The 25967-nt window shown below is 72.3% G+C and carries 25 protein-coding genes and 2 tRNA genes; 16 read left to right on the top strand and 11 right to left on the bottom strand.

Annotation, left to right across the window (positions count from 1 at the left end):
- Positions 1-8: 8 nt before the first annotated feature.
- Positions 9-752 (bottom strand): ABC transporter permease, encoded by a 744-nt coding sequence (locus ACBI99_RS14835; protein WP_357584515.1) that lies wholly within the window; start codon positions 750-752, stop codon positions 9-11.
- A complete protein-coding gene (locus ACBI99_RS14830) occupies positions 733-1671 on the bottom strand; it encodes an ATP-binding cassette domain-containing protein (RefSeq protein WP_375072501.1) in 939 nt (312 codons plus the stop codon). The genes ACBI99_RS14835 and ACBI99_RS14830 overlap by 20 nt, the downstream gene beginning before the upstream one ends.
- A 294-nt stretch (positions 1672-1965) precedes the next feature.
- On the opposite strand from ACBI99_RS14830, the gene ACBI99_RS14825 reads away from it, so the two are divergent.
- The 11 genes from ACBI99_RS14825 to ACBI99_RS14775 all read left to right on the top strand — a co-directional run bounded on the left by ACBI99_RS14825 (position 1966) and on the right by ACBI99_RS14775 (position 8457).
- On the top strand, positions 1966-2973 hold the full coding sequence (locus ACBI99_RS14825) for a GH25 family lysozyme (RefSeq protein ID WP_375072500.1): 1008 nt from the start codon (positions 1966-1968) through the stop codon (positions 2971-2973).
- A 6-nt stretch (positions 2974-2979) separates the two neighbouring features.
- Positions 2980-3504 (top strand): C40 family peptidase, encoded by a 525-nt coding sequence (locus ACBI99_RS14820; protein WP_375072499.1) that lies wholly within the window; start codon positions 2980-2982, stop codon positions 3502-3504.
- A 68-nt stretch (positions 3505-3572) separates the two neighbouring features.
- Positions 3573-3803 (top strand): transposase, encoded by a 231-nt coding sequence (locus ACBI99_RS14815; RefSeq protein ID WP_375072498.1) that lies wholly within the window; start codon positions 3573-3575, stop codon positions 3801-3803.
- Between the two features lie 39 nt (positions 3804-3842).
- A tRNA-Thr gene (locus tag ACBI99_RS14810) sits at positions 3843-3918 on the top strand.
- Positions 3919-4071: 153 nt separating this feature from the next.
- Positions 4072-4145: transfer RNA gene (locus tag ACBI99_RS14805), tRNA-Met, on the top strand.
- Between the two features lie 70 nt (positions 4146-4215).
- Complete coding sequence (rpmG, locus tag ACBI99_RS14800; protein WP_019632658.1) at positions 4216-4380, top strand: 50S ribosomal protein L33; 165 nt, start codon at positions 4216-4218, stop codon at positions 4378-4380.
- 182 nt (positions 4381-4562) lie between these two features.
- Positions 4563-5012: a MaoC family dehydratase N-terminal domain-containing protein gene (locus ACBI99_RS14795; protein ID WP_357584507.1), complete on the top strand. Its 450-nt coding sequence runs from the start codon at positions 4563-4565 to the stop codon at positions 5010-5012.
- Position 5013: 1 nt separating this feature from the next.
- Positions 5014-5442 (top strand): MaoC family dehydratase, encoded by a 429-nt coding sequence (locus tag ACBI99_RS14790; RefSeq protein ID WP_219514437.1) that lies wholly within the window; start codon positions 5014-5016, stop codon positions 5440-5442.
- Positions 5443-5489: 47 nt separating this feature from the next.
- Positions 5490-6554 (top strand): hypothetical protein, encoded by a 1065-nt coding sequence (locus tag ACBI99_RS14785; RefSeq protein ID WP_375072497.1) that lies wholly within the window; start codon positions 5490-5492, stop codon positions 6552-6554.
- A gap of 71 nt (positions 6555-6625) precedes the next feature.
- Positions 6626-7651 (top strand): UDP-N-acetylmuramate dehydrogenase, encoded by a 1026-nt coding sequence (locus ACBI99_RS14780; protein ID WP_357584950.1) that lies wholly within the window; start codon positions 6626-6628, stop codon positions 7649-7651.
- A 239-nt stretch (positions 7652-7890) separates the two neighbouring features.
- Complete coding sequence (locus ACBI99_RS14775; RefSeq protein ID WP_219514441.1) at positions 7891-8457, top strand: TMEM165/GDT1 family protein; 567 nt, start codon at positions 7891-7893, stop codon at positions 8455-8457.
- On the opposite strand, the gene ACBI99_RS14770 is transcribed toward ACBI99_RS14775, so the two are convergent.
- A complete protein-coding gene (locus ACBI99_RS14770; RefSeq protein WP_357584505.1) occupies positions 8454-11309 on the bottom strand; it encodes an AAA family ATPase in 2856 nt (951 codons plus the stop codon). The genes ACBI99_RS14775 and ACBI99_RS14770 overlap by 4 nt on opposite strands.
- A gap of 122 nt (positions 11310-11431) precedes the next feature.
- Positions 11432-11578, bottom strand: coding sequence for a hypothetical protein (locus ACBI99_RS14765; protein WP_219514451.1), 147 nt, complete (start codon positions 11576-11578; stop codon positions 11432-11434).
- A gap of 180 nt (positions 11579-11758) precedes the next feature.
- Between ACBI99_RS14765 and deoC the strand changes: the two genes are divergently transcribed.
- Entirely contained in the window at positions 11759-12688 is a 930-nt protein-coding gene (gene deoC / locus ACBI99_RS14760) for a deoxyribose-phosphate aldolase (RefSeq protein WP_219514453.1), read from the top strand.
- 24 nt (positions 12689-12712) lie between these two features.
- Here deoC and ACBI99_RS14755 read toward each other — a convergent pair whose 3' ends face one another.
- From ACBI99_RS14755 to ACBI99_RS14730, 6 genes are all read right to left on the bottom strand, one after another.
- Complete coding sequence (locus ACBI99_RS14755; RefSeq protein WP_375072496.1) at positions 12713-13483, bottom strand: ABC transporter ATP-binding protein; 771 nt, start codon at positions 13481-13483, stop codon at positions 12713-12715.
- A complete protein-coding gene (locus ACBI99_RS14750) occupies positions 13480-14292 on the bottom strand; it encodes an ABC transporter permease (protein ID WP_219514456.1) in 813 nt (270 codons plus the stop codon). Before ACBI99_RS14750 ends, ACBI99_RS14755 begins: the two co-directional genes overlap by 4 nt.
- A 163-nt stretch (positions 14293-14455) precedes the next feature.
- Positions 14456-15622, bottom strand: coding sequence for an ROK family transcriptional regulator (locus ACBI99_RS14745; protein WP_219514465.1), 1167 nt, complete (start codon positions 15620-15622; stop codon positions 14456-14458).
- Between the two features lie 43 nt (positions 15623-15665).
- Positions 15666-16658, bottom strand: a complete 993-nt coding sequence (locus ACBI99_RS14740; protein ID WP_219514467.1) for an aliphatic sulfonate ABC transporter substrate-binding protein — start codon at positions 16656-16658, stop codon at positions 15666-15668.
- Positions 16659-16705: 47 nt separating this feature from the next.
- Positions 16706-18190 carry a sulfatase-like hydrolase/transferase gene (locus ACBI99_RS14735; RefSeq protein WP_308126115.1) on the bottom strand — a complete coding sequence of 495 codons (1485 nt, stop codon included), beginning with the start codon at positions 18188-18190 and terminating at the stop codon, positions 16706-16708.
- Complete coding sequence (locus ACBI99_RS14730; protein ID WP_219514469.1) at positions 18187-19356, bottom strand: ROK family transcriptional regulator; 1170 nt, start codon at positions 19354-19356, stop codon at positions 18187-18189. Before ACBI99_RS14730 ends, ACBI99_RS14735 begins: the two co-directional genes overlap by 4 nt.
- A gap of 168 nt (positions 19357-19524) precedes the next feature.
- Between ACBI99_RS14730 and ACBI99_RS14725 the strand changes: the two genes are divergently transcribed.
- From ACBI99_RS14725 to ACBI99_RS14710, 4 genes are all read left to right on the top strand, one after another.
- On the top strand, positions 19525-21903 hold the full coding sequence (locus ACBI99_RS14725; RefSeq protein WP_375072495.1) for a family 20 glycosylhydrolase: 2379 nt from the start codon (positions 19525-19527) through the stop codon (positions 21901-21903).
- A 98-nt stretch (positions 21904-22001) separates the two neighbouring features.
- The gene (locus ACBI99_RS14720; protein WP_219514487.1) at positions 22002-23462 is read left to right on the top strand and encodes an aldehyde dehydrogenase family protein; all 1461 of its coding nucleotides are present in this window, start codon (positions 22002-22004) and stop codon (positions 23460-23462) included.
- Positions 23452-23649 carry a hypothetical protein gene (locus ACBI99_RS14715; RefSeq protein WP_219514479.1) on the top strand — a complete coding sequence of 66 codons (198 nt, stop codon included), beginning with the start codon at positions 23452-23454 and terminating at the stop codon, positions 23647-23649. Before ACBI99_RS14720 ends, ACBI99_RS14715 begins: the two co-directional genes overlap by 11 nt.
- Entirely contained in the window at positions 23642-24487 is an 846-nt protein-coding gene (locus ACBI99_RS14710) for an aldehyde dehydrogenase family protein (protein ID WP_375072494.1), read from the top strand. The genes ACBI99_RS14715 and ACBI99_RS14710 overlap by 8 nt, the downstream gene beginning before the upstream one ends.
- A 25-nt stretch (positions 24488-24512) precedes the next feature.
- On the opposite strand, the gene ACBI99_RS14705 is transcribed toward ACBI99_RS14710, so the two are convergent.
- Positions 24513-25967, bottom strand: a complete 1455-nt coding sequence (locus ACBI99_RS14705; RefSeq protein WP_375072493.1) for an amidase — start codon at positions 25965-25967, stop codon at positions 24513-24515.

Raw genomic sequence — 25967 nt, 5'->3', positions numbered from 1 at the left:
CCAGCGTCTCAGACGCCCCGGCGCATCGCCCGGTTGCCCAGCACCAGCCCGGCCGCCGCGATCACCACAGCCGCCGCCGCGCCGTACAGGACCGACGGGTGGGCGAGGTCGCCCGCGAACAGGGCGCGCTGGGCGTCGACGACGTGCGTGACCGGGTTGACGTCGCCGAGCGCCCGCAGCCAGGCCGGGCCGGAGTCCATCGGCAGCAGCACGCCCGACAGCAGCAGCATCGGGAACAGCAGCGCCTGCGTGACCACGTAGAACAGGGTCCCGCTGGGCGCGGACTTCAGCGCGAGCACGAACGACAGCGCGCCCAGCCCGATCCCGAACACGATCAGCAGCGCCATCCCCGCCAGCACGCCCGCCGGGTGGAGCTCGAAGCCCAGCGGCAGCGCCAGCACGATGATCAGCACCGCCTGCGCGGTCAGGATCGCCATCTCCTTGAGCGTGCGGCCGACGAGCATGGCGGTGCGGTTGAGCGGGGTGACCATCATGCGCTCCATCGAGCCGCCGATCAGCTCGACCAGCAGGTGGTAGCCGGACGCCATCGGCCCCGACAGGCACATCATGACCAGGATGCCCGGCACGAACCACTGCCAGGACGACCCCACGGCCCCGTCCAGCAGCGATCCGAACAGGAACAGGAACAGCAGCGGCTGCCCCATCTCGAACAGCAGCCCGACCGGCTCGCGCAGCACGGGCGCGAACTCGCGGCGGAAGACGGTGGCGGTGTCACGCAGGAAGGTCGTCATCGAGCTTTCTCCCGGTCAGGCTGAGGAACACGTCGTCGAGGGTGGGGCGGGCGGTCTCGGCGGTGGCGACCTCGATCCCGGCCGCCTCCAGGGCGCGCAGGTATTCGGGCAGCGCGGCGGCGGCGTTGGCGACGCGCATCCGCACGGTCAGCCCGTCGGCCTCGCCGCCGCCGATCCGGGCCGCCTCGGCGGCGTCGTGCCCGGTGCGGGTGGTGATCGTGAGCCGGTCGCCGGCGAGGTCGTTCTTGAGCCGTTCCGCGGTGCCGTCGGCGATGACGCGGCCGCCGTCGATGACGATCACCCGCTCGGCCATGCTGTCTGCCTCGTCGAGGTAGTGGGTGGTCAGGAAGATCGTGGTCCCGTACGTCTCCCGCAGGCGCAGGATGTGGGCCCAGATGTCGGCGCGGCTGCCGGGGTCGAGCCCGGTGGAGGGCTCGTCGAGGAACAGCAGGTCCGGCCGGTGGATGAGGCCGAGCGCGATGTCGAGGCGGCGGCGCTGGCCGCCGGAGAGCGTGCCGGGCTTGCGGGTGGCGAGGGGCTGCAGGTCGAGCAGTTCCAGCAGTTCGGCGGCGCGGGCGCGGGCCTGGGCGGTGGTCAGGCCGTAGCAGCGGCCCTGGGTGACGAGCTCGTCGCGGACGCGGAAGTTCTCGCCGGCGCTGTTCCGCTGGCCGACGTAGCCGATCCTGGCGCGCACGCCGGCCGGGTCGCGGGCCACGTCGCGGCCGGCCACGACGGCGGTGCCGGACGTCGGGGGCAGCAGCGTGGTGAGCATGCGCAGGGTGGTGGACTTCCCCGCGCCGTTGGGGCCGAGGAAGGCGACGAGCCGGCCGGGCTCGACGTCGAGGTCGATGCCGCGCACCGCCTCGACGGTCTCCTTTTTCATCGTGAAGACACGGGTCAGTCCCCGGGTGTGGATCATGGTCGGTTCTCCTCCGGGCATGGCGAAGAAACCCCAGGTCGGGGGCTTGGTTGAGGTTGGGGGTCCAGTGTGGGCGCGGGGGAGGGCTTTGGCAAACGCGAACACTACGTTCACATACGGCTCTGACCTGCGAAAACGCTACGTAGGAGACGTAGCGGAGTCGGGCCGGTTTCGAGGCTCTGAAGTGGGGTTTCGACGGACGTACAGAGAAATTTCCAATGACGGATAGCTGCGTCCGGTTATGCGGATATTGCGGGTTGCGGGATTATGCCGGGCTCCGGGATGATCTCGCGGGTGAAACGTCTGTTATTGGTCGCGGTGGCCGCGGTGGTCGGCATGGCCGGTCCCGCCCAGGCGGCCTCCGGGGTGCCCGGGGTCGATGTCAGCAACTGGACGGCGGAGGTCGACTGGCCGGCGGTGGCCTCGGGAGGCGGGAAGTTCGCCTTCGTGCTCGCCACCGAGGGCGTCGACTTCCGGAGCACGCACTTCACCTCGCAGTACGACGGCGCGGCGGCGGCCGGGCTGATGCGCGGGGCCTACCACTTCGCCCAGCCGCACGAGTCGGGCGGGGCCGCGCAGGCCGACTACTTCGTGCAGAACGGCGGGGCGTGGACCGGTGACGGGATGACGCTGCCCGGGGTGCTCGATCTTGAGGACAATCCATACAAAGAGCGCAACGGCAAGAACAGCTGCTATGGATTGACCGCGAAAGACATGGTCGCCTGGATCAAGGACTTCACAAAGAAATACCGCCAGCGGACCGGGCGCAACGCGATCATTTACACCACCACGAGCTGGTGGCGCACGTGCACCGGCGACAGCGCCTCCTTCAAGGCGCACCCGCTCTGGATCGCCCGCTGGGGAGCCGATCCTGGCGAGCTGCCCAAGGGCTGGGAGAAGCACACGTTCTGGCAGTCGGCCGAGAAGGGCACGCTGGCCGGCGGGCAGAACGCCTTCAACGGCACCGAGGCCGACCTCAAGGCGCTGGCCAACCCGCCCGCCGAGGTCACGGTGTCGGGCAAGGCGCGCAGCCGCAAGAGCTTCACGCTGACCGTGGCCAACACCGGCCCCCACCCGGTCACGAACGTCAAGGTGTCCGGCCGGACCTTCGGCGGCATGCGCGTCGTCAAGGCGACCTCGGGCTGCACGTTCAGCGGCACGGCGATCCGCTGCGCCATCCCCGAGATCGCGCGCGGCCAGAAGCGGACGTTCACCTTCGCCACCAAGCCGTCGAAGTCGAAGGGCGTCGTCGGCATCAGGTTCACGGTCGGCTCGGCGGAGCTGGAACTGCGGGCGAGGTAGGCCGGGGTGAGGCTGTCGGGCAGGCGCCGGCTCGCCCTCGCCGTCGTGCTCGTCCTGCTGCTCGCCACGGCCTCGGTCCCGATCAGGCGGTACGTGCTGCCGCGCATCGTGGAGATCGCGTACGCGGTCGAGAAGCGCGGGATCGTCTACTCGTGGGGCGGCGGCCACGCCGAGGAGCCGGGGCCGTCCAAGGGCACCTGCCTGGGCTACGAGGGCAAGATCAAGCCCTGCCCGGCGGCCAGGACGCGCGGGCTGGACTGCTCGGGGCTGACCCGCTGGGTGTACGCGCTGGCGCACGGCGAGGACGTGCTCGGGCCGGGCAACACCGACGACCACATCCGCCGCATGCGCCGGGTCGCCCGGCCGCGGCCCGGTGATCTGGTGTTCTTCGGCAGGAGCGTCAAGCAGACCCGCCATGTCGGCGTCTACCTGGGCGGGGGCCGGATGATGAACGCCCCGGAGACCGGCGCCGTCGTGCGGGTCGACCCCGTCTCCCGGGTGAAGGGCTTCCTCGGGTACTACCGGTACTGATCCGGTATGGCGTGTAACGCGGGTCACGTACCGGAAATTGAGAGACCCGGAGGCTACTGTGTGCCGCTATGGACAGGCGATGGGTAGGTGACGACGGGTTCGAGATCGTGCTCGCCCTGCGCGCGGGGCGGCAGGTGCTCCGGGTGCGTCGCAACGGGTGGCTGGTGGCCGACTGCCTGTCGGTCGCGGAGGTCGCGCGCCACGTCGATCTGGCCGATCTGTGCGAGGTCGTCCGGCTGCCCGCGGCCCGGGTCCCGGCCGAGGCGGTGGAAGGGCGGACGAGTTCGCATCATCGCTGAGCGCCGTGTATGGTTACACCTGTCCGCAGCGCCGGACAGGCCCCTATAGCTCAGTCGGCAGAGCGTCTCCATGGTAAGGAGAAGGTCAACGGTTCGATTCCGTTTGGGGGCTCCAGCTGTGACGGGCCTCACCGCAAGGTGAGGCTTTATTCATTTAGGTTCACCGGTGATTCTGAGGCATACTGGGGTCACCCGCTCGACCAGGCGAGTTACGAATGTGCTCCCGGTGTCGGGTATCCTCTACGGGGCCGGGTCGTTACCGGCTCAAGGCGGAGTAGCTCAGTCAGGCAGAGCAAACGGCTCATAATCGTTGTGTCGCCGGTTCAAGTCCGGCCTCCGCTACTGCCCTTCCCCAGGTCACCTGACCTGGGACGGGCGTGTCCATGTCCCGAACGTAGAAAGGCACTCCCAAGTGGCTGCCACCGACGTTAGGCCGAAGATCACGCTGGCCTGCCAGGAGTGCAAGCACCGCAACTACATCACGCGGAAGAACCGGCGCAACGACCCGGATCGGCTTGAGCTGAAGAAGTACTGCCCCAACTGCCGCTGCCACCGCGCGCACCGCGAGACCCGCTAGTTCTCGCCGGGCAGCATTCCTGCCTCCCCATAACGCACAACCGGCGTCCTGCTGACAGGGCGCCGGTTCGTCGTGTCCGGCGCATTTCATGGGCAAAATGCCGGTCATCCCGGCGACAGCCGAACCTTGTTCTGTTACCGTCTGGCTCAACGACGCTCGGTGACACATGCGAGGGAGCGCTGATGGCGTTGAACCGTGACTTCGTGGGACGCAGCTACCCTGCCGGCCCCCCGTACGAGGTCAGCCGGGTCAAGATCAGAGAGTTCGCGGCAGCGATCGGCGACAACAATCCCGTCTACCGCGACAGGGAGGCGGCGCGGGCCGCCGGACATCCCGACGTGATCGCGCCGCCCACGTTCCCCATCGTGTTCAGCCTGCAGAGCGGCGGCGAGGCGCTGGCCGACCCCGACCTCGGCCTGAACTTCGCCATGGTCGTCCACGGGGAGCAGCGCTTCGAGTACGTCCGCCCCGTCTACGCCGGCGACCGGCTCGTGGTCACCGCGACGATCACCGACATCCGCAGCGCCGGGCGCAACGAGCTGCTGACCGTCAGGAGCGACGTCACCACGGTCGAGGGCGAGCCGGTCTGCACCACGTACAACACGATCGTCGAGCGCGGAGGGGCGGCCTGACATGACGGCGACGGTGCAGTACGACGAGGTCGAGGTCGGCCAGGAGATCCCGGCCGTGGACTACGGCGTGCGCAGGCTCAACCTGGTGATGTACGCGGGCGCGTCCGGCGACTTCAACCAGATCCACTGGAACGAGCGGTTCGCCAAGATGGTCGGCCTGCCCGACGTGATCGCGCACGGCATGTACACGATGGCGCAGGCCGGGCGGTTCGTCACCGACTGGGTGGGCGATCCAGGCGCGGTGGTCGACTACGGGGTCCGGTTCTCCTCGATGGTGGTCGTGCCCGACGACGACCAGGGCGCCACGATCACGGTCAGCGGGGTCGTGGAGGAGAAGCTGCCCGACAAGCGGGTGGTGGTCGGCCTCACGGCCCGCTCCGGCGACGCCCGCGTGCTGTCAAAGGCCCGGGCGGTCGTCCAGCTCGCCTGACGCGCCCGTGATGACTGGCCGGGCGGCTCTCGGGTACGCGTGAGCCCATGACCGCGAACGTCTGGCCCACCGTGCAGTCCATCCCCGTCTCCGCCGTGACCGACGACCGGCCGCCCGGCCACCTCCGGCCGCCCCGCCTGGAGGAGGTGGCCGGCACCGTCGGCACCGGCCGCGACACGACAGGCGGCGCAGGCGACCAGGGCGGCGCGGCGGGTGCGGGCCCGGCGCGGAAGGGGCCCGCCACCGGCGTCGGCACCGCCGGGGCCAGGCCCCGGGGCGCGCGCCAGAACCCGGCCGCCGAGCTCGGCTTCTCCGGCGACCCCGGGCAGCACGGCGCGCCCGACGACAGCATGCTGCACGCCCAGCGGACCTGGGACGGCGCCCTGGCCACCAACCGCATGGACGACCTGGGCGTCAACGCCGAACGGCTGCGCATGGAGACCAAGGACGTGACCGCCTCGGTGGGCCTGGTCGTGGACGGCCGGCCCGACGACGTGCGGGCCTGCGTGCAGTCGGTCCTGGACCACACCGGCGCCGCCGTCCTGGCCATCGACCTGGGCAACGTCGCCGGCGCCGGGGACGTGCTCGACGAGCTGGCCGAGCGGGACCCGGAGCGGGTCAAGGTCTGGCACGTGGCCGAGACCTCGCAGTGGCGCGACGGCACGGCGACGTGGGGCGCGTGCCGGGCCAAGCTGCTCCACCTGGACACCGCCGAGGTGCACGTCCTCATGGACACCTCCCTCGTCCTCGAAGGCGACGCCCTCGCGCCGCTGGTGGCCGCCGTCAAGGACGGCGCGGTGGCGGCGGGCCGGCAGGGCTGGGAGCCGCTGCCCGAGGGGCGGGCCCCGGTGGTCGAGGTCACGTCCGAGCGGCCCAGGCCGCACCAGGCGCCGCCCGGCTGGCGGCAGGCGTCGCCCGGCAAGGTGCGGGCGCTCGGCGGCGGCCTGATGGCCGTACGGCGGGCCGCCGCCGTGGGCGTCCTCCCCGAGGACGCCCAGGACGGCCGCCACGGCGACCTGGAGCTGTCGCTGGCGCTGCGCGGCGAGCTGGTCGTCCCCGACCAGCACCTGCCGGTACGGCAGCGCCACGAGCACGACCTGCCCGCCGGCTGACCCGAACCCCCCACCCGGCACACCCGGGGGGCGGGCACCCGGGAACGCTCATAAGCTTGTGGCTCATGGAGATGCTCGCGCCTTACACCACGCTGGGTCTGGGCGGTCCCGCCGGCGAGTTCGTCGAGGCCGCCACGGCAGAGCAGCTCGTCTCCCTGGTCGCGGAGGCCGACCGGCAGGGCAGGCCGACGCTGGTGCTGGGCGGCGGCAGCAACCTGGTGGTGTCCGACGCCGGGTTCGACGGGCTGGTCGTGCGGGTGGCGTCCCGGGGCGTGACGGTGTCGCGTGACGGCGAGCAGGTCCTGGTCACCGCCGAGGCCGGCGAGGACTGGGACCCGCTGGTGGCGCGGGCGGTCGCGGAGGGCTGGTCGGGCATCGAGTGCATGTCGGGCATCCCCGGCCTGGTGGGCTCCACCCCGATCCAGAACGTCGGCGCCTACGGCCAGGAGGTCGCCCAGACGGTCCGGTGCGTGCGCGCCTACGACCGGCTGACCCGGCAGGTCGTCGACATCGAGGCGCGGCAGTGCGGGTTCTCCTACCGTGACAGCGCCTTCAAACGGGATCTGTCGCGGCACGTGGTGCTCGCCGTGACGTACGCGCTGGACCTCTCCGACAGGTCGGGCGCGGTGGCGTACAAGGAGCTGGCCGGACGGCTCGGCGTCGCGCTCGGCGAGCGGGTGCCGCTGGCGCACGCCCGTGAGGCCGTGCTGGCGCTGCGGCGCGGCAAGGGCATGGTGCTCGACCCGGACGACCCCGACACCCGCAGCGCCGGATCGTTCTTCACCAACCCGATCCTGACGGCGGCCGAGGCCGAGGAGCTGGCGGCGCGCGCGCCCGGCCACCCGAGCTGGCCGCACGACGGCGACACGGTCAAGGTGCCGGCCGCCTGGCTGATCGAGCAGGCCGGCTACCCCAAGGGCTACGGGCGCGGCCCGGTGCGCATCTCGACCAAGCACACGCTCGCGCTGACCAACCCCGACGGCCTCGGCACCACCGCCGACCTGCTGGCGCTGGCCAGGGAGGTGCGTGACGGGGTGCGCGAGAAGTTCGGGGTGTCGCTCGTCAACGAGCCGGTGATGGTCGGCTGCGCGCTCTGAGCCCCGGGAATAGCCCGTACGGCGGGGCTGTTATGGTGGTTCGGAAACACCGAGGGGGAGTAGTCCCAATCGCGTGATCGACACACTGGCGCGGCCTGCCGCGCCCGGTCACGCGGGCCTTCACGGGCGGACGAGACCTTCGGCCTGGCAGTCGCGTACGAAGACGCTGCCGGGCCGAGGCCGTGCCCGAAAACTTCCCCCGGCGCACGCTCGCGGTCCGGTCGCGCGGAAGAGGACCGTTGGAAGCGTTCTGGATCAGCCTGGTCGCGATCTTCATCGCCGAGCTGGGCGACAAGAGCCAGCTCATGGCGATGACGTTCGCCACCCGTTTCAAAGCCTGGCCCGTGCTGGCCGGCATCACCATCGCCACCACGGCGGTGCACCTGGTCAGCGTGGCCGTGGGCGGCCTGATCGGCGACGCGCTGCCCACCACGGCGATCGCCGTCGTGGCCGGGATCGCCTTCCTCGGCTTCGCCGTGTGGACGCTGCGCGGCGACGAGCTGACCGACGAGGAGTCGCGCAAGGCCCAGACCACCACCCGCAACGCGCTGATCGCGGTGACCGTCGCGTTCTTCATGGCCGAGCTGGGCGACAAGACCATGCTGGCGACGATCACGCTGGCCACGCAGCACGGCTGGCTGGGCACCTGGATCGGCTCCACGGTCGGCATGGTCGCGGCCGACGCCCTGGCCATCGTGGTCGGGCGGATGCTGGGCAGGCACCTGCCGGAGAAGGCCATCCGCTACGGCGCGGCGGCGGCGTTCGCCGTGTTCGGCGTCGTCCTGCTGGCCGACGCGTTCGTCTAGGGAGTCAGCAGCGACAGCCGGTGGGCGGCGGCGGCCGCCTCCCCCCGGGTGGTGACGCCGAGCTTGCCCAGGATGTTCGAGACGTGCACGGAGACCGTCTTGGCGGAGATGAACAGCTCCGCCGCGATGTCCCGGTTGGTCCGGCCGAGCGCCACGAGGCGCAGCACCTCCAGCTCGCGCGGCGTGAGCAGCTCGGACGGCTCCTGGGCCCGCTGGACGCCGCCGACCCGGCGGGACAGCGCCGCGATCTCCTCGATGAGCGGGGTCGCGCGCAGCCCCTCCGCCAGCGGCAGCGCCACCGCCAGCCGGGTGGCGGCGCCGTCGCGGTCGCCGGACAGCGCCGCCGCCTTGGCCGCCCGCGTCAGCGCCTTGGCCTGGCTGTACGGGCGCCCGAGGCGCTCCCACGCGGCGGCAGAGGCGTCGAAGTCACCGGAATAGGTGAGCTTGTACGCCTTCGCGACCGGCCCCGCGACCGACAGGTGCGCGGCCACCTCGGCGGCGTGCTCCCGTACGGCACGGGCGCGGGCGGGCTCGGTGACCTCGGCCGCGTCGCAGACCGTGCGCAGCAGGGCCAGCAGCCGCCAGCCCAGCATCGCCTTGCTCGACTGCGCCGGACGGGCCAGGATGCCCTCGGCCACCTCCAGCGCCGCGCTGTGCTCGTTCCTGAGCATGTGCCAGCCGATGTGCAGCCGGGTGCTGTTGGTGATGTCCTGGACGAAGTCCTCAGGCCGCTCCTTGAGCACGCCGATCTCCGACAGGATGGCCTCCAGCGGCTCCACCTCGCCCCGGCCGAGCGCGATGTCGGCGCGCACGCGCAGCAGGTGGTGGCGGGTGCGCAGCGCGGGGCTGAAGCTGAGCGCCCGCTCCACGGTGTCGAGCGCCTCGTCCCAGCGGCCGACCGCCTCCAGCGCCTCGGCCCAGTTGTTGAGGATGAACAGCCCGCTGGCCCGCAGCCTGCCGTAGCGCTTGGCGACCTGCCAGCCCTCCTCGCACAGCTTCAGCGCCTCGTCGGCCCGGCCGCTGTCGAGCAGGGCGTCGATGTTGTTGCCGATCGCCCGGATCATCACCCGGCCCGAGTTCTGCTCCCGGCCGAGCTCCAGCGCGCGCAGGTTGGTGGAGATCGTCGCCTCGACGTCGCCCGACAGGGAGTGGCCGAGCGCCAGGTTCATCAGCAGGTCGGCCTCCAGGCACCGGTCACCGAGCTCGCGGGCCAGGCGCAGGCCCTCGTCGATGTACATGGCGCCCTCGGCGGCCTCGCCGCGCAGCATCAGGTGCCGGCTCATCGGCATCAGCACCTCGGCCCTGGCCCGGCCCGGCTCCGGCACCAGCTTCAGCGCCCGCCGCAGGTCCTCCACGACGCCGGTCTTGCCCTTGGAGATCTTCAGGTTCGCCCAGTGCACGATCAGGCTGGCGACCCGGCCGGGCTCGCGTGTCTCGTCCAGCTCCGCCAGGGCCGCCTTGGTGAACTTGACCGACCGGTCCACCTCGCCGCCCGCCTGCGCGGCCTTGGCCGCCTTCTCCAGCACGGCGATGTGGTCGGCGCCGATCCGCTCGGCGGCGTCGGGCACCCGGTCCCAGAGCATGAGCACGCGTTCGAGCAGCGGCACCGCCTCGGTGTACGCGAACGCCATGAACGACTTCTTGGCCGCCTCCCACGCGGAGACCAGCGCCTCGACGTCCGCGCGTGCCCCGTACCAGTGGTGGGCCAGCTCGACGGCGGCCCGGCCGGGCGGGACGAGCTTGCGGTCCTTGGAGATCTCCTCGGCGTAGCGGGCGTGCAGGCGCTGGTGCTCGCCGGGGAGCAGCTCCTCGTGCACGGCCTCGCGGATCAGGGCGTGGCGGAACACGTACGCCCGGTTGTCGGCGATCTGCAGCACGTTGCCGGCGATGGCGGGCCGGAGCGCGGCCTCCAGCTCCAGGTCCGAGAGGTTGCTGACGGCGGCGAGCAGCGCGTGGCCGACGCGGATGCCGCCGGCGGCGGCCACGCGCAGCACCCGCTGCGTCTCCTCCGGCAGGCGCTCGACGGCGCCGAGGATGAGATCCTGCATCGAGTCGGGGAACGTGCAGTCGGTGCCGCTCTCGAGCATCGCCTCGACGAACAGCGGGATGCCCTCGCTGCGCTCGTAGACCTTCTCCACGCTGGTGTAGTGCGGGGCGCTGCCGAGGATGCCGGTCATCTGCTGCGCGACCTCGTCGCGGGAGAGCCGGGGCAGGTCCAGCCGGAGCACGCCGCTGACCCGGCCCAGCTCGGCGAGCACCGGGCGCAGCGGGTGCTGCCGGTGCAGGTCGTCCGAGCGGTAGGTCATGACCATGAGCACCTGCGGGATGCGCAGGTTGCGGCTGAGGAAGGCGATCAGGTCGCGGCTGGAGCGGTCGGCCCAGTGCACGTCCTCGATGATGAGCACGGTGGGGTGGCTGTCGGCCAGGCGTTCGAGGAGGGTGAGGAACTGCTCGAAGAGCCGCGCGCGGCCGGTTCCGGTCTCGCCGTCGGCGCTGGGCTCCCCGAACTCGGGCAGCAGGCGGGCCAGGTCGCGGGCCGCCCCGTCGGGCAGCAGCGCGGCGATCCGGTCGGCGCCCTGTTCCCTGACTAGCTGGCGGAGGGCGGCGGTGAAGGGCGCGTAGGCCAGGCCCTCGGTGGACAGCTCCACGCAGCCGCCGAACAGCACCCGGGCGCCGTCGGCCGCGATCTGTTCGGAGAAGCGCTGGAGAAGCCGGGATTTTCCGACACCGGCCTCGCCGCCGAGGAGCACCGCCGTGGCGTTTCCCTTGCGGGCCTCGTCCAGCGCCTCGCGGAGCTCCGCCAGCTCCTCCTCGCGCCCGACGAAGACGGGGCTGACCGAACGTCCCAGCATGTCATCCAGCATGTCATGCCTTATCTGTTGCTTTCGACGCTTTTATGGGGGCGTGAAACCCGTTCATGGAGGCTGTGAGGCCCGGCCGCGAGGGAGGTTGCGGCCGGGCACTCGTGGGGCGGTCATGAGGAGCGGCGCTTGCCGAAGACCGAGCGGCGCTCGGACTTGTTGACCTGAAGCGCCTCGCGTACTCGGCGGTGCCTGGCCGCCGCCTCGCGAAGCTCGTTGGCGTGACTCTTCATGAGCTGGAACTCGATTTCCGCGTTCACGGTGATCTCCTATGAGATGTCGTTCTCTTTCCTGACATACTCAAGATTCGCGCTAAGGCCCCCCGTCCCACATCGGCTGGATGCCTTATCTCCTGCCTCACCGGGGCTCCCGGGACGTCTAGGTATGGCCCTGGTTTGGAAGTAAGGCACCTGGTCGGCGATGCTGTGGAGGTGTCAACTGTGACTACTTCGCTCACCGACGTCGCCGCCTCCGACGCCACCCTGCGGGCCTTCCTGCACGGACTGCCCGGCGTCGACCGGGTCGGCGCCGACCAGCGGGCGGCGATGCTCGGCACCCGGTCCATCAAGACGACGGCCAAGGCCCAGGCCATCGACCTGGCCATCTCCATGGTCGACCTCACCACGCTCGAAGGCGCCGACACCCCCGGCAAGGTCCGGGCCATGTGCACCAAGGCCGTGCACCCCGGCGGTGACGCCCCCCGCGTGGCCGCCGTGTGCGTCTACCCCGACCTGGTCGCGGTGGCCGCCTCCGCGCTGGCCGGCTCCGGCGTCAAGATCGCCTCCGTGGCGACGGCGTTCCCCAGCGGGCGCTCCTCGCTGGAGGTCAAGGTCAGCGACACCGCCCTCGCCGTGGCCGCAGGCGCCGACGAGATCGACATGGTCATCGACCGCGGCGCGTTCCTGTCCGGCGACTACGTCAAGGTCTACGAGGAGATCGTCGCCGTCAAGGCCGCCTGCGGCGCCGCCCACCTCAAGGTCATCCTGGAGACGGGCGAGCTGGCGACCTACGACAACGTACGCCGCGCGTCCTGGCTGGCGATGCTGGCCGGGGCCGACTTCATCAAGACCTCCACCGGCAAGGTCGCCCCGGCCGCCACCCTGCCCGTGACGCTGATCATGCTGGAGGCCGTGCGCGACTTCCGCGACCGCACCGGACGGCAGGTCGGCGTCAAGCCCGCCGGCGGCATCCGCACCACCAAGGACGCCATCAAGAACCTCGTCCTGGTCAACGAGACCGCCGGCGCCGACTGGCTCTCGCCCGACTGGTTCCGCCTGGGCGCCTCCTCGCTGCTCAACGACCTGCTGATGCAGCGCGAGAAGCTGACCACCGGCCGCTACGCCGGGCCCGACTACTTCACGCTCGACTGAGCCGCGCGGGACGGGCGATCGCGGCTACGCCGCCGGGGCCTGGTGGTAGACCGAGTGCCACACCTCGTTGCGGATGCGCGCGAACTCCGGCGACAGCCGCATCTCCTCGGTGCGCGGGTAGGGCAGGTCCACGTCGATGACCCGGTGGACCCGGCCGGGCCTGGCGGCCATGACGACGACGCGGTTGGCCAGGTAGACGGCCTCGTCCACGTCGTGGGTGATGAACATGACCGTGCGGCGCTCCTGGCTCCACGTGTTCAGGAGCTGGTCCTGGAGCTGGACGCGGGTGAGCGCGTCGAGGGCGCCGAACGGCTCGTCCATGAGCAGCACCTTCGGGTTGACCGCGTAGGCGCGGGCGATGGCGCAGCGCTGCTTCATGCCGCCGGACAGCGCCTTGGGCAGCGCGTCGGCGAAGTCGGTGAGGCCGACCAGGTCGATGGCCCGCTGGGCGCGTTCGCGGCGCTCCTCGGCGGGGATGGGGGCCAGGTCCAGCCCGAACTCGACGTTCTTGCGCACGGTGAGCCAGGGGAAGAGCGCGTACTGCTGGAAGATGACGCCGCGGTCGGGGCCGGGGCCGGCGACCGGGGCGCCGTCGAGCAGGATCTCGCCGTCTCCGGGCTCGACCAGGCCGGCGGCCATGCTCATCAGCGTGCTCTTGCCGCAGCCCGACGGGCCGACGACGGTGACGAACTCCTGGTCGGCGATGTCCAGGTCGACGCGGTCGAGGGCGAGGAAGTCGGTGTCCTTGAGCGCGAACGTCTTCGACACGCCGCGGAAGGAGATCTTGGTGGTCATCGGCGTTCCTGCCATCCGGTGAGGCGGCGTTCGGCGAGCTGGAGCAGCCGGTCCATCAGCAGGCCGAGCACGCCGATGCTGATCAGCCCGACGAAGATGGTGGGCAGGTCGTAGTAGAGCTGGGCCTGCTGCATGCGGTAGCCGAGGCCCTCCTGGGCGGCGATGAGCTCGGCGGCCACCAGCGTGCCCCAGGCGGCGCCGAGGCCGACGCGCATGCCGACGATGATGAACGGCGTGGAGGCGGGCACCACGACCTTGAGGAAGATGACCCGGTCGGAGGCGCCGAGCACGCGGGCGGCGTTGATGAGCGTCTTGTCGACGTCCATCACGCCCTGGAACGTGGCCACGACGCTCGACAGGAACGCGGCCAGGAAGATGACGAAGACCTTCGGCGTCTCGCCGATGCCCATGAGCAGGATGGCCAGCGGGATGATGGCCAGCGGCGGGATCGTGCGGAAGAACTGCACGTAGGGCTCGATGAGGGCGCGGGCGGTGGCGTACCAGCCCATCAGGAAGCCGACCGGGACGGCCAGCGCGGTGCCGAGCGCGAAGCCGGTGAAGACGCGGCGCAGGCTGGCGAGCAGGTCGGCGGTGAGCGTGCCGTCGGCGATCAGCTCGGCGCCGCGCACGGCGACGTCGACGGGGCCGGTGAGGCCCTGGATGCCGGAGGCCGACAGGCCGGTCCAGGCGGCGAGTCCGGCCGCGACGGCGACCACGTTCAGGACGATCCCGCGGGCGGGCCGCTTGGCGCGGCGGCGGCGGGGAGCGGGCGGGTCGCCGGGTCTCTGGGTGACGCTCAGTGCGGTCATGGCTGGGGTGCCTCCATGCCCGACAGTGTGCTGATGTCCGGATATTTTCGTCAATAGGTAGGCAAAAATAGCCGATGATTGTTCCGCTCCGCCGCAGGTCGGACACGGGCGCGGTCAGCCGCAGGCTCGGGTTTTGATCCGTAGCCCGTACAAAAAAGGTGGGTCAGGCGGGCCTGAGGTGGGCCGGGATCGACGGCTCCTCGTGCAGCAGGAGCGCGATCGCGCCCATGGCCGAGGCGTTCACGCCGAGGTCGGCCTGCGTCACCCGGATCTCGCGCGGCGACCTGGGCAGGGCCAGGTGGCCGATCGCCTCGCGGATCGGGTCGAGCACCAGGCTGCCCAGCCCGGCCAGCTCGCCGCCCACGACGACCAGCGCCGGGTCGAGCTGCGTCACGGTGTCGGCCAGCACGCGGCCCAGGTCGCGGGCCGCCGACGAGACGACCTCGCACGCCACCGTGGCCCGGTCCTGGGCGGCGGCGACGAGCGCGTCGAGGCCGTCGAGCGGGACGCCGCGCGCCGCGCACGCGTCGAGCAGCGCCTGGCCGCCGATCCTGCCCTCCAGGCAGCCGCGCCCGCCGCAGTGACAGGGCGGCCCCGACGGGTCGAGCGAGACGTGGCCGAGCTCGCCGCTCGCGCCGTGGGCGCCGCGCAGCAGCCTGCCGCCCGCGACGAAGCCGCCGCCCACGCCCACGGACCAGCGCACGTAGACGACGTCGCGCACGGACCTGGCCGCGCCCCAGGTGGCCTCGGCCAGCGCCGCCAGCCTGGCGTTGTTGTCGACCGCCACCCGCACGCCGAACTCGTCGGCGATGCGGCGCGCCAGCGGCTGGTGACCCGCGGGACCGGGATCGCCGTCGACGACGCCCACCAGGCCGAGCCCGACCGCCTCCAGGGCGCCCAGCCGCACGCCGCGCTCCTCGGCCACCTGCCGGACCAGGCCGATCGCCGCCTCCGCCAGCGCGAGCGGCGCCGCGTCCTCGGGAAGGTCGCGGGCCGCGGTGGTGACGACCTGGTGCGCGGCGTTGGCGATCGCCAGGCGGATGCGGCCCCGGCCCAGGTCGAGGCCGAGCAGCAGACCGGCGGCGGGGTTGAGCGCCACGAGCGACGCCGGACGGCCGCGCCCGCGCGGCTCGCCGGGCGCCGGCTCGGTCTCGACGGCGGCCCCGCGCTCGATCAGATCGGAGATGATCGTGAACAGCGTCGTACGTGACAGCCCGGTGCGCTCGGTGAGCTGGGCCCGGCTCAGCGCGCCCGACGAGCGCAGCGCGGACAGGACGGCGTCCTCGTGCACCCGGCGGAGCCGCTGGAGCGCGTCAGTGGGGCTCGACATGGGACCATGATGGGTCGAGGTCGAAATTTGTCAACTTCCCGGGTTAATTAGCGGCGCCCTTGTAGAGGTCGGCCGTGAAGTACGTGGCCGGGTCCGGCGACTGCGGCAGCTTGCCCATCGTGACGAAGATGTCCGCCAGCCCCTTGTACCAGCCGGCCACCGACCCGTCCGCGGTCAGCTTGTCCAGCTCGGCCGTCGGCACGATCCTGGTCACCGCCGAGGCGCCCTTGAACTGCTCCGCCGGGGCCTTCAGGAACGTCGCCGTCAGCGTCTCGGCCTCGGCCGTGTTGGCCGCCACCCAGTCGTTGCCCTCGCGCAGCACCTTGAGCACCTTGGTCACGGTCGCCGCGTCCTCGGCCACCAGCTCGTTGCGGGCCACGAAGGAGCTGGGGAAGCTGAGCTTGGGGTAGTAGTCCTCGCTCTTGGTCAGCTCGATCAGGTCGGGCACGTTCTTCTTGATGGTGTCGATCAGCGGATACCAGATGGCGGCCGCGTCGATCTGCTTGGCGCTGAAGGCCGACACGACCGTGCTCGGGTCCATGTTGACCTTCTGCACGTCCTTGCCGGTCAGCCCGGCCTCCTTGAGCGCCAGCTCCAGGATCATGTCGCCGGAGGTGCCCTCGGGGACGCCGATCTTCTTGCCCTTCAGCCCGGCGACCGAGGTGACGCCGGAGTCCGCGTGGGTGATCAGCCGGTCGGCCTGGCCCAGCATGTTCGGTGCGATGATCTTGGCTTTGCCGCTGGCCGGGAGCCAGGTGGCGCCCGAGCCGATGTAGCCGAAGTCGATGTCGCCCGAGCCGAGCGCCTGGATCTGCAGCGGCCCGTTGGTGAACACCTTCAGCTCGGGCTCCAGGCCGTGCTTGGCCCACAGCCCCTGCTTGTCGGCGGCGGCGAGCACGGCGGCGCCCGCGAAGTCGGCGATGTAGCCGAACCTGACGGTTCGCGCGCCGTCCTCGGAGGAGGAGCCGCACGCGGCCACGGGAAGGACGAGGGCGAGCGCTGCCGTGAAGGCCGCCAGCCTGCGAGGAAGCCTCATCGGAGGTCCTTTCTCAGGAATGGGTTACGGGGGGTGGACGGCGGCACTCAGGCCACCTCGTCGGCGACGCCGTCGACGTCGGGGGCGCGGCCCCCGCCGATGTCGGCCATGTAGCTCATCCAGCTGGAGGCGGGGTCGCCGCGGCGCAGCAGTTCGCGGTAGAGCCGCACGGTCAGGTCACGCCGGACCGCCGCGTAGGCGGGCGCGGTGTAGACGTTGCGCAACTCGTGCGGATCGCTGTCCAGGTCGTACAGCTCGTGCACGCTCTCCGGGTTGAACACCAGCTTGTGGCGGCGGTCCCGGATCATGCGCTGGGAGTAGGGGAAGTGGTGGCCGTGGAACTCGGTGACCACCTGCGGCCGGGGATCGGGCTCGCCCTCGACGAGCGGGAGCAGGCTGCTGCCGTCGCAGGGCTCCTGCGGTGGCAGCCCGGCCAGGGCGAGGATCGTCGGGTTGAGATCGATCAGCGTGGCGAACTCGTCCACCACCCGCGCCCCGGCCCCCGGCACCCGGACGATGCCGGGGACGCGGTAGATGTCCTCGTACATCGCCGGGCCCTTGTCGTTGAGCCGGTGCGCGCCGGTGAACTCGCCGTGGTCGGCGGTGAACATCACCGCGGTGTCGTCCCAGAGCCCGTGCTCGCGCAGCGCGGCGGTCAGGCGCCCGATCTGGTCGTCGATCATCGTGACGTAGCCCCAGTAGACCGCGATCAGCTTGCGCCAGGCGTCGGCGTCGAAGTGGTCGGCCGACCAGTATTCGGAGTAGCGGCGCTGCACGTCGGGCTTGCCGTCGAAGGTCTCGGCCATCGACTCCGGCAGCGGCACCAGCGCGGGATCGTAGAGGTCGTAGTACTCGTCCGGGATCAGGTACGGCAGGTGCGGGCCGAACCAGTGGCAGGAGAGCACGAACGGCCTGCCGTCGCGGTGGAAGTCGCGCGCGTAGTCCGCCAGCAGCTCCAGCGTCCGGTCGGTGAGGTACGCCTCGATCGTCGCCTCGGGCGGCTGCCGCAGGCGGCCGGCGATGAGGTGGCCGCGGCCGGAGCCGTTCTCTGCGCGGCCGAAGACCGCCTGCTCCACGGCGAACGGCGGGTGGCCGCGCTCCTTGAGCCACCGCTCGTAGGAGGGGTGGTGGAACGGGTTGAGCGCGCCCGGCAGGTGCTCGCCGTCCATGCCGTAGAACTCCGGGCCCCGCTCGCGGCCGATGTGCCACTTGCCGACGTGCCCCAGGTTGTAGCCGGCGGCCCGCAGCGGCGCGGCCATGACGGGGTGCTCGTCGGCCACCTCGTCGCGGGCGCCGCCGTTGCGCTCCGGGTTGACCAGCAGGCCGTGCCGGAACGGGTGCAGCCCGGTGAACAGCGACGCCCGCGCGGGGGTGCAGATCGCGGTGGGGGTGTAGAAGCGGTCGAACCGGGTGCCTTCCGCGGCCAGGCCGTCCAGCGCCGGGGTGCGGACCAGCGGGTTGCCGTAGCAGCCGAGGGTGTCCACCCGGTGCTGGTCGGTCATCAGGAACAGGACGTTGCGTGGGGTGGTCACTCGTTCTCCGTTCGGAAGGGGGTGGGCGGCTCGTCGTGGAGGAGGAGGGCGATGGCGCCCATCGCGGACGCCCTGGCGCCCAGGTCGGCGGGGACGACCTCGACGGTGCTCGGGGTGCGGGGCAGGGCCAGGCGGGAGATCGACTCGCGGATCGGGCCGAGCACGAGGCTGCCCAGCGCGGCGAGCTCGCCGCCGACGACGACCCGCTCGGGGTCGAGCTGGACCACCGCGTCGGCCAGCACCCGCCCGAGGTCGGCGGCGGCGGCGGAGATCACCTCGCACACGGCGGGCACCCGGTCGCGGGCGGCGGCCACCAGCGCGTCGAGGCCGTCGAGCCGGACGCCGCCGGCGGCGCAGGCGTCGAGCAGCGCCTGCGCGCCGATGCGCGGCTCCAGGCAGCCCCGCGAGCCGCAGTGGCAGGGCGGCCCGGCTGGGTCGAGCGAGATGTGGCCGAGTTCGCCGGCGGCGCCGGTCGCGCCCCGCACGAGCCGGCCGCCGACGAGGAAGCCGCCGCCCACCCCGACCGACCAGCGCGCGTACACGATGTCGCGGGCCGGCCTGGCCGCGCCCCAGGTGCTCTCGGCCAGCGCGGCCAGCCTGGCGTTGTTGTCGACGGCGACGCGCACGCCGAACTCGCGCGACAGCCGGTCCTTGACGGGCGCGTAGCGGGCGGGCGGCAGCGCGGGGTCGCCGGCGCCGCCGATCAGGCCGACGCCGATGGCCTCCAGGGCGTCCAGGCGCACGCCGCGCTCGCCGCTGACCTGCTTGACCAGCCGCACCGCTGCCTCGGCCTGCTCCAGTACGTCGGCGCCCTCGGGGACGTCGGCCATGCCGGTGGCGACGATCTGGTGCGACAGGTTGGCGACGGCCAGGTGGATGCGCCTTCTGGCCAGGTCGAGGCCGATGAGCTGGCCCGCTCCGGGGTTGAGCGTGACGAGCGAGGCGGGCCGGCCGCGCCCGCGCCGGGCCGTCGCTGGGGCCTCGGTCTCGACGACGGAGGCCCGCTCGATCATCTCCGAAATGATCGTGAACAGCGTGGTGCGGGACAGGCCGGTGATCCGGATCAGGTCGGTACGGCTCAGCGCACCCGACGAGCGCAGGGCGTCGAGGACGGCGTCCTCGTGGGCACGGCGGAGCCGTTGCAGCGCGTCGGTCGGCTTGGGCATGCGGCCATGATGGGGTCCCGCCCGCATTAAGTGCAAATCTTCGGACTAAATATGTGCCCATATGCCCGGACCGAAGGTCCCGGCTTGGGCGAGATCGCCTATTAATGTGGAGAGTCTTGACGTAATTGGGTGAGGCGGCTCACACTCTGGGCTACCGAAAGGAGCCTCATGCCCCTCACCCGTCCCCGCCGCCGCCTCGCGGCGGCGCTGACAGCCGCGCTCGCGGCCACGCTGCTCGCGGCCCCCGCCCAGGCCGCCGCCCAGGCCGCCCCCGTCAACCTGGCCCTCGCGGGCGCCGCCTCCGCCTCCAGCGTCGAGCTCGACCGCGCCGACTTCGCGGCCGCGCACGTCAACGACGGCGACACCGCCACCCGCTGGTCGTCGAAGTACCAGGACGACAACTGGGTCCAGATCAAGCTCGCCCAGCCGGCCACCGTCGACCACGTCAAGCTGACCTGGCCCAACGCCTGCGCCCGCGACTTCGTGCTGCAGACCTCCGCGGACGGCGCGTCGTGGACCGACGTGGTCTCGGTGCGGCGCGACACCTGCCCGCGGACCGACGTCATCGAGGTGCGCTCCGCCGAGCCGGTCGCGTACGTGCGCATGCAGGGACGCCAGCGCTGGTCGGCCTACGGGTACTCGATCTCCGAGTTCGAGATCTGGGACGCGCCGCCCGCTCCGCCCGCGCCCACGCTCGGCCTGCTGCCCAAGCCGGTGTCCGTCGAGGAGACCGGCGGCGAGCCGTTCGCGCTGCACCGGAACACCCGCGTGCTCGCCTCCGGCGCCGCCGCCCAGGCCCCCGCCGAGTATCTGGCCCGCGCGCTGCGCCCGGCCACCGGCTACCGGCTGCCCGTCGTCCGCAACGGCCGGGGCCCCGCGCCCATCCTCGTCGAGGTCGGCGACGGCAAGGGCCCGCAGGGCCACGAGGCCGAGGGCTACACGCTCACCGTCACGCCCCGGCAGGTCACGCTGCGCGCCTCGACGGCCGCCGGCGCGCTCAACGGCGTCCAGACCCTGCGCCAGCTCCTGCCGCAGTGGATCGAATCGGACACCCCCGTCGCCGCGGCCTGGACGATCCCCGCGGTGACGATCACCGACCACCCGCGCTTCGCGCACCGCGGCATGATGCTCGACGTCGCCCGCAGCTTCTACCCGGTCAGCGAGGTCAAGACCTACATCGACGCCGCCGCCCAGTTCAAGGTCAACCGGCTGCACCTGCACCTGACCGACGACCAGGGCTGGCGCATCGCCGTGGACCAGCCGGCGGACAACCCGTCCGGCATCGACTACGGCCTGCTCACCGGGGTCAGCGGCGCCACCGCGATGACCGACCGGGGCACCGAGCCCGGCATCACCGGCTTCTACACCAAGGCCGACTACACCGAGATCATCCGCTACGCGGCCGAGAACGGCATGACCGTCATCCCCGAGATCGACATGCCCGGCCACACGAACGCCGCCCTGCACTCCATCCCGCAGCTCAACACCCCGGGCGCGCGGCCCCAGCTCCAGCCCGGCCAGACCACCGTCCCGCACAACGGCACGGGCGCGGTCGGCTACTCCTCCTTCGACGCGGACAGCCCGGTCACGTACGAGTTCGTCAAGCACGTGCTCACCGAGATCGCCGAGCTGACCCCCGGCCCCTACCTGCACATCGGCGGCGACGAGGCGCACGTCACCAGCCACGCCGACTACACCAGGATGGTCGACGCGTTCACCAAGGAGGTCGCGGCGCTCGGCAAGACCGTCGCCGGCTGGAACGAGTACGCCGGCACCGCGCTGCCGCAGGACAACGCCGTCGTCCAGTTCTGGAACGGCAACCGCCAGGCCGTGGCGAACGCCGTCAACGGCCGGGGCGCCAAGGTCGTCCTGTCACCGGCGCCGCACACGTACGTGCCGCAGAAGCAGGACCTTCGCCAGCCGCAGGGCGGCACCTGGGCGTGCGGCGGCGCGTGCGGCCTGGACCGGCACTACAACTGGGACCCGGGCGCCTACATCCCCGGCATCCAGGAGAGCAGCGTGCTGGGCGTGGAGACGGCGCTGTGGGGCGAGTTCATCCGCCGCGTCGGCCAGGCGCAGTACTACAGCTTCCCCCGGCTGATCGCCACGGCCGAGGCCGGCTGGACGCCGCAGGCGCAGCGCGACTACACCGACTTCCGCACCCGCCTGTCCAAGGCCGGCGGCAGGCTCACCGTCCAGGGGACGAACTTCTTCCCCACGGCCGACGTGGCCTGGCGGACGGAGGCGCTGGCCGAGCCGGTGACCGTCGCCGCCGGGCAGCCGTCCGGCGCGACCTGGACCGTCACCGCCCCCGGCCGCGCCGCCGCCGACCTGAAGGCGGGCGTCGTGTGGAGCGACGGGCGGCAGGAGGACGTCACGCTGACGACCACCCGCGAGGCCAGCATCCCCGACATGCGGATCAACGCCGCGTTCACCGCGACCTCGGCCCGCGCCTTCGACGAGCCGGGGACCTACACGGGCACGCTCTCGGTCCGCGTGCCAGGTGAGGCGCCGGTCGAGGCACGGGTGACGGTGACCGTCCGCTGAGCACCTCCGAGGGGCCCCGCGCCGGGCCCCTCGGAGCAGTGCATATGACCGTCTACGCTGGCAGTTGTGATGCTCCGATACTTCACTCTGGATCGATGATGGCAACGCCGAAACGGACGGTGCCCGAGAGGCCGGTGTTCGACTACGCCCCGGCGCCCGAGTCGCGCGACATCGTCGATCTCAAGTCCTCCTACGGGCTGTTCATCGACGGCGAGTTCGTGGACGGTTCAGGGCCGTCCTTCAAGACGGTCAACCCGGCCACGGAGGAGAAGCTGGCGGAGGTCGCCACGGCCTCCGCCGACGACGTCGACCGCGCGGTGCGGGCCGCGCGCAAGGCGTTCGACGGCTGGAGCGCGCTGCCCGGCTCCGAGCGCGCCAAATACCTGTTCCGCATCGCCCGCATCGTCCAGGAGCGCGCCAGAGAGCTGGCCGTGCTGGAATCCCTCGACAACGGCAAGCCGATCCGCGAGTCACGCGACGTGGACCTGCCGCTGGTGGCGGCGCACTTCTTCTACTACGCGGGCTGGGCCGACAAGCTCGGCTACGCCGGGTTCGGCCCCGACCCCCGGCCGCTGGGCGTGGCCGGGCAGGTCATCCCGTGGAACTTCCCGCTGCTCATGCTCGCCTGGAAGATCGCGCCCGCGCTGGCGTGCGGCAACACGGTCGTGCTCAAGCCGGCCGAGACGACGCCGCTGACCGCGCTGCTGTTCGCGGAGATCTGCCGGCAGGCCGAGCTGCCGCCCGGCGTCGTCAACATCGTCACCGGCGCGGGCGAGACCGGCTCCGCCGTCGTCTCCCACCCCGACGTCGCCAAGGTCGCCTTCACCGGCTCCACCGAGGTCGGCCGGCTCATCGCCAGGTCCGTCGCCGGCACCGGCAAGAAGCTCACGCTGGAGCTGGGCGGCAAGGCCGCCAACATCGTCTTCGACGACGCCGCGCTCGACCAGGCCGTCGAGGGCATCGTCAACGGCATCTTCTTCAACCAGGGCCACGTGTGCTGCGCGGGCTCGCGGCTGCTCGTCCAGGAGTCGATCCAGGAGGAGCTCCTGGCCGCGCTCAAGCGCAGGCTCGGCACGCTGCGGCTGGGCGACCCGCTCGACAAGAACACCGACATCGGCGCGATCAACTCCGCCGACCAGCTCGCCAAGATCCGCCGCCTGTCCGACCTGGGCGAGTCCGAGGGCGCCGAGCGCTGGTCGCCCGCGTGCGAGCTGCCCGACAAGGGCTTCTGGTTCCCGCCGACGCTGTTCACCGGCGTCGCGCAGTCCCACCGGATCGCGCGCGAGGAGATCTTCGGCCCGGTCCTGTCCGTGCTCACCTTCCGGACTCCGGCCGAGGCCGTCGAGAAGGCCAACAACACCCCGTACGGCCTGTCCGCCGGCATCTGGACGGAGAAGGGGTCGCGCATCCTGTGGATGGCCGACCGGCTCCGCGCGGGAGTGGTGTGGGCCAACACCTTCAACCGGTTCGACCCGACCTCGCCGTTCGGCGGCTACAAGGAGTCGGGCTACGGGCGCGAGGGCGGCCTGCTCGGGCTGGAGGCCTACCTTGACGTGTGAGCACCGGAGCCGCCGCCGCAGGGCCCGCCGTGCCCTGGCGACCCGCGGCCATGCCTTCGCCCGCGCCGGGCGTCCCGTGCGCACCGGCTGGTACGCCCACCGCTGCGGCGTGAGCCGGTGCGGCCAGGTGTTCGTGCCGGTCGAGATGTCCCAGGAGATCATGTGGAGGGGGCGCGGCGATGAGTAGGTTGGCCGTCCGCAAGACCTACAAGCTGTTCATCGGCGGGGCGTTCCCGCGCTCGGAGAGTGGGAGGTCCTATCCCGTGACCTCGCCCAAGGGCGACTTCCTCGCCAACGCCTCGCGCGCGTCACGCAAGGACGCCAGGGACGCGGTGTCGGCCGCCCGCAAGGCGTTCCCCGGCTGGTCGGGGGCCACCGCCTACAACCGGGGCCAGATCCTCTACCGGATCGCCGAGATGCTGGAGGGCCGCCGCGCACAGTTCGCCGACGAGCTCGGCGGCGGGCGGAAGGCCGCGCTGGAGACCGTCGACGCGGCCGTGGACCGGCTCGTCTGGTACGCCGGGTGGTCGGACAAGATCAGCTCGGTGCACGGCACCGCCAACCCGGTCGCGGGCCCGTACTTCAACCTGTCGTCGCCGGAGCCCACCGGGGTGGTCGCGGTCGTCGCGCCCGCCGACCCGCTGCTCGGGCTGGTGTCGGTGGTGGCGCCGGTCATCGTGACCGGCAACACGTGCGTGATCGTCGCCTCCGAGCCTGCGCCGCTGCCTGCGATCACGCTGGCCGAGGTGCTGGCCACGTCCGACCTGCCGGGCGGGGTGGTCAACATCCTCACCGGGCACCAGGCGGAGATCGCGCCCTGGCTGGCCGCGCACATGGACGTCAACGGCCTGGACCTGACCGGCGTGGCCGAGTCGGAGCTGGCGTTGCGCTGCGAGCAGGAGGCGGCGGAGAACCTCAAGCGCGTCCTGCGCCCCCGGGCCGAGGACTGGCGCGGTGACCCGGGGCTGGGGCGGATGACCCGTTTCCTGGAGACGAAGACCGTCTGGCACCCGCTGGGCGTCTGACGCTCGTCGGGCCGGCCTGGCGTCATCAGGACAGGCCGGGCGGGCGGATCGGCGGATGGGCCGCCTGGAGCTGGGCGGCCAGGCCGAGCAGGTGCGGTTCGCCGCCCGGCGGGGCGACGAGCTGGACCCCGATCGGCAGGCCGCTGGAGTGGGTGGCGACGGGCACGGTCATGGCGGGCCAGCCGCACATGTTCCACGGGCCGGTCGCGGGCGCGTACCCGACGTTGGCCAGCACGTTGCGGACCAGTCCGCGCCTGCCCCAGCGGTCGGCGCGCGGCGGGATCGCGGCGAGGGCCGGCATGACCAGCACGTCGGCGTCGCCGAACCAGCGGTCGGCGCCGTAGCCGGCCCAGCGGTCGCGGCCGCGGCGGCCGTCCAGGCCGAGCCTGGCCAGCACCCGGCCGGCGCGGGCCAGCGCCCGGGTGCGGCGCTCCAGCCGCCGCCGGTCGGCCGCCGTGGCGGCGACGGCCCGCACGGTGTCGGCGGCGCGGCAGAGCCAGGTGGCGACCGTGGCCGGGCCCAGCCAGGCGGGCAGGCGGCGGTCGCGTTCGACGATCGTGTGCCCAGCCACCCGCAGCGTCTCGGCGGCCCCGCGCACCGCGGCCCGGAACTCGCGGTCCACCGGCAGCCCGGCGGGCAGCGGCTGGGGCGCGTACGCCACCCGCAGGTCGAACGGCTCCGGGCTGTCGTGCGGCGGTGGCGGCTCCCACACGCCGTCGTCGCCCGCCCACACCGAGCGCAGCATCGGGCGGCGCGGCTCGGCCCGACGGCCGCTGCGCCACGACTCGGCCAGCGACGGGTCCCCGGCCAGCACCGACAGCGTCAGCGCCAGGTCGGCGGCGTGCACGGCGATCGGGCCGTTCGCCGACAGGCCGCGCCAGTCGTCCGTGGGCCCCGGGACCAGCCCGGCGCCCGGCTTGAGCGCCAGCACGCCGCAGCACGCCCCCGGGATGCGCAGCGAGCCCATGCCGTCGTTGCCGAGCGCGATCGGCGCCATCCCCGCCGCGACCGCCGCCGCGCTCCCCGACGACGACCCGCCCGCCGTGCGCGAGCGGTCCCAGGGATTGCGGACCGTGCCGTACGCGCTGTCGCCGAAGGCCACCAGGGCCAGCTCGGGCAGGTTCGTCAGGCCGATCACCACCGCGCCGGCCGCGCGCAGCCGGGCCACGGCCTCGTGGTCCGCGGCGGCGGGGGAGTCGGCGGTCACCGCCGAGCCCAGGCGGGTGGCCTCGCCCGCGACCTCCACGTTGTCCTTGACCGCCACCGGCACCCCGGCCAGGGGCAGCTCCGACAGGTCGCGCCGCTCCTGGACGGCCCGCGCCTCCGCCACCGCCTGCTCGCGCACCCGCCGAAACGCGCCCACCCGCGGATCCCGCTCCGCGATCACCGCGAGGTGCTCCTCGACGACCGCGGTGGCCGCGACCTCGCCCTGTCGTACGGCCGCCGCGATCTCGATGGCGGATCTGCCTGCCCACAACAT

This window comes from Nonomuraea sp. ATR24 (genome assembly GCF_041950485.1).
GTDB classification, from domain to species: Bacteria; Actinomycetota; Actinomycetes; order Streptosporangiales; family Streptosporangiaceae; genus Nonomuraea; species Nonomuraea ceibae.
Note: the sequence above shows the minus strand (reverse complement) of the source record. Positions and strands in the feature narration are given on the sequence as shown.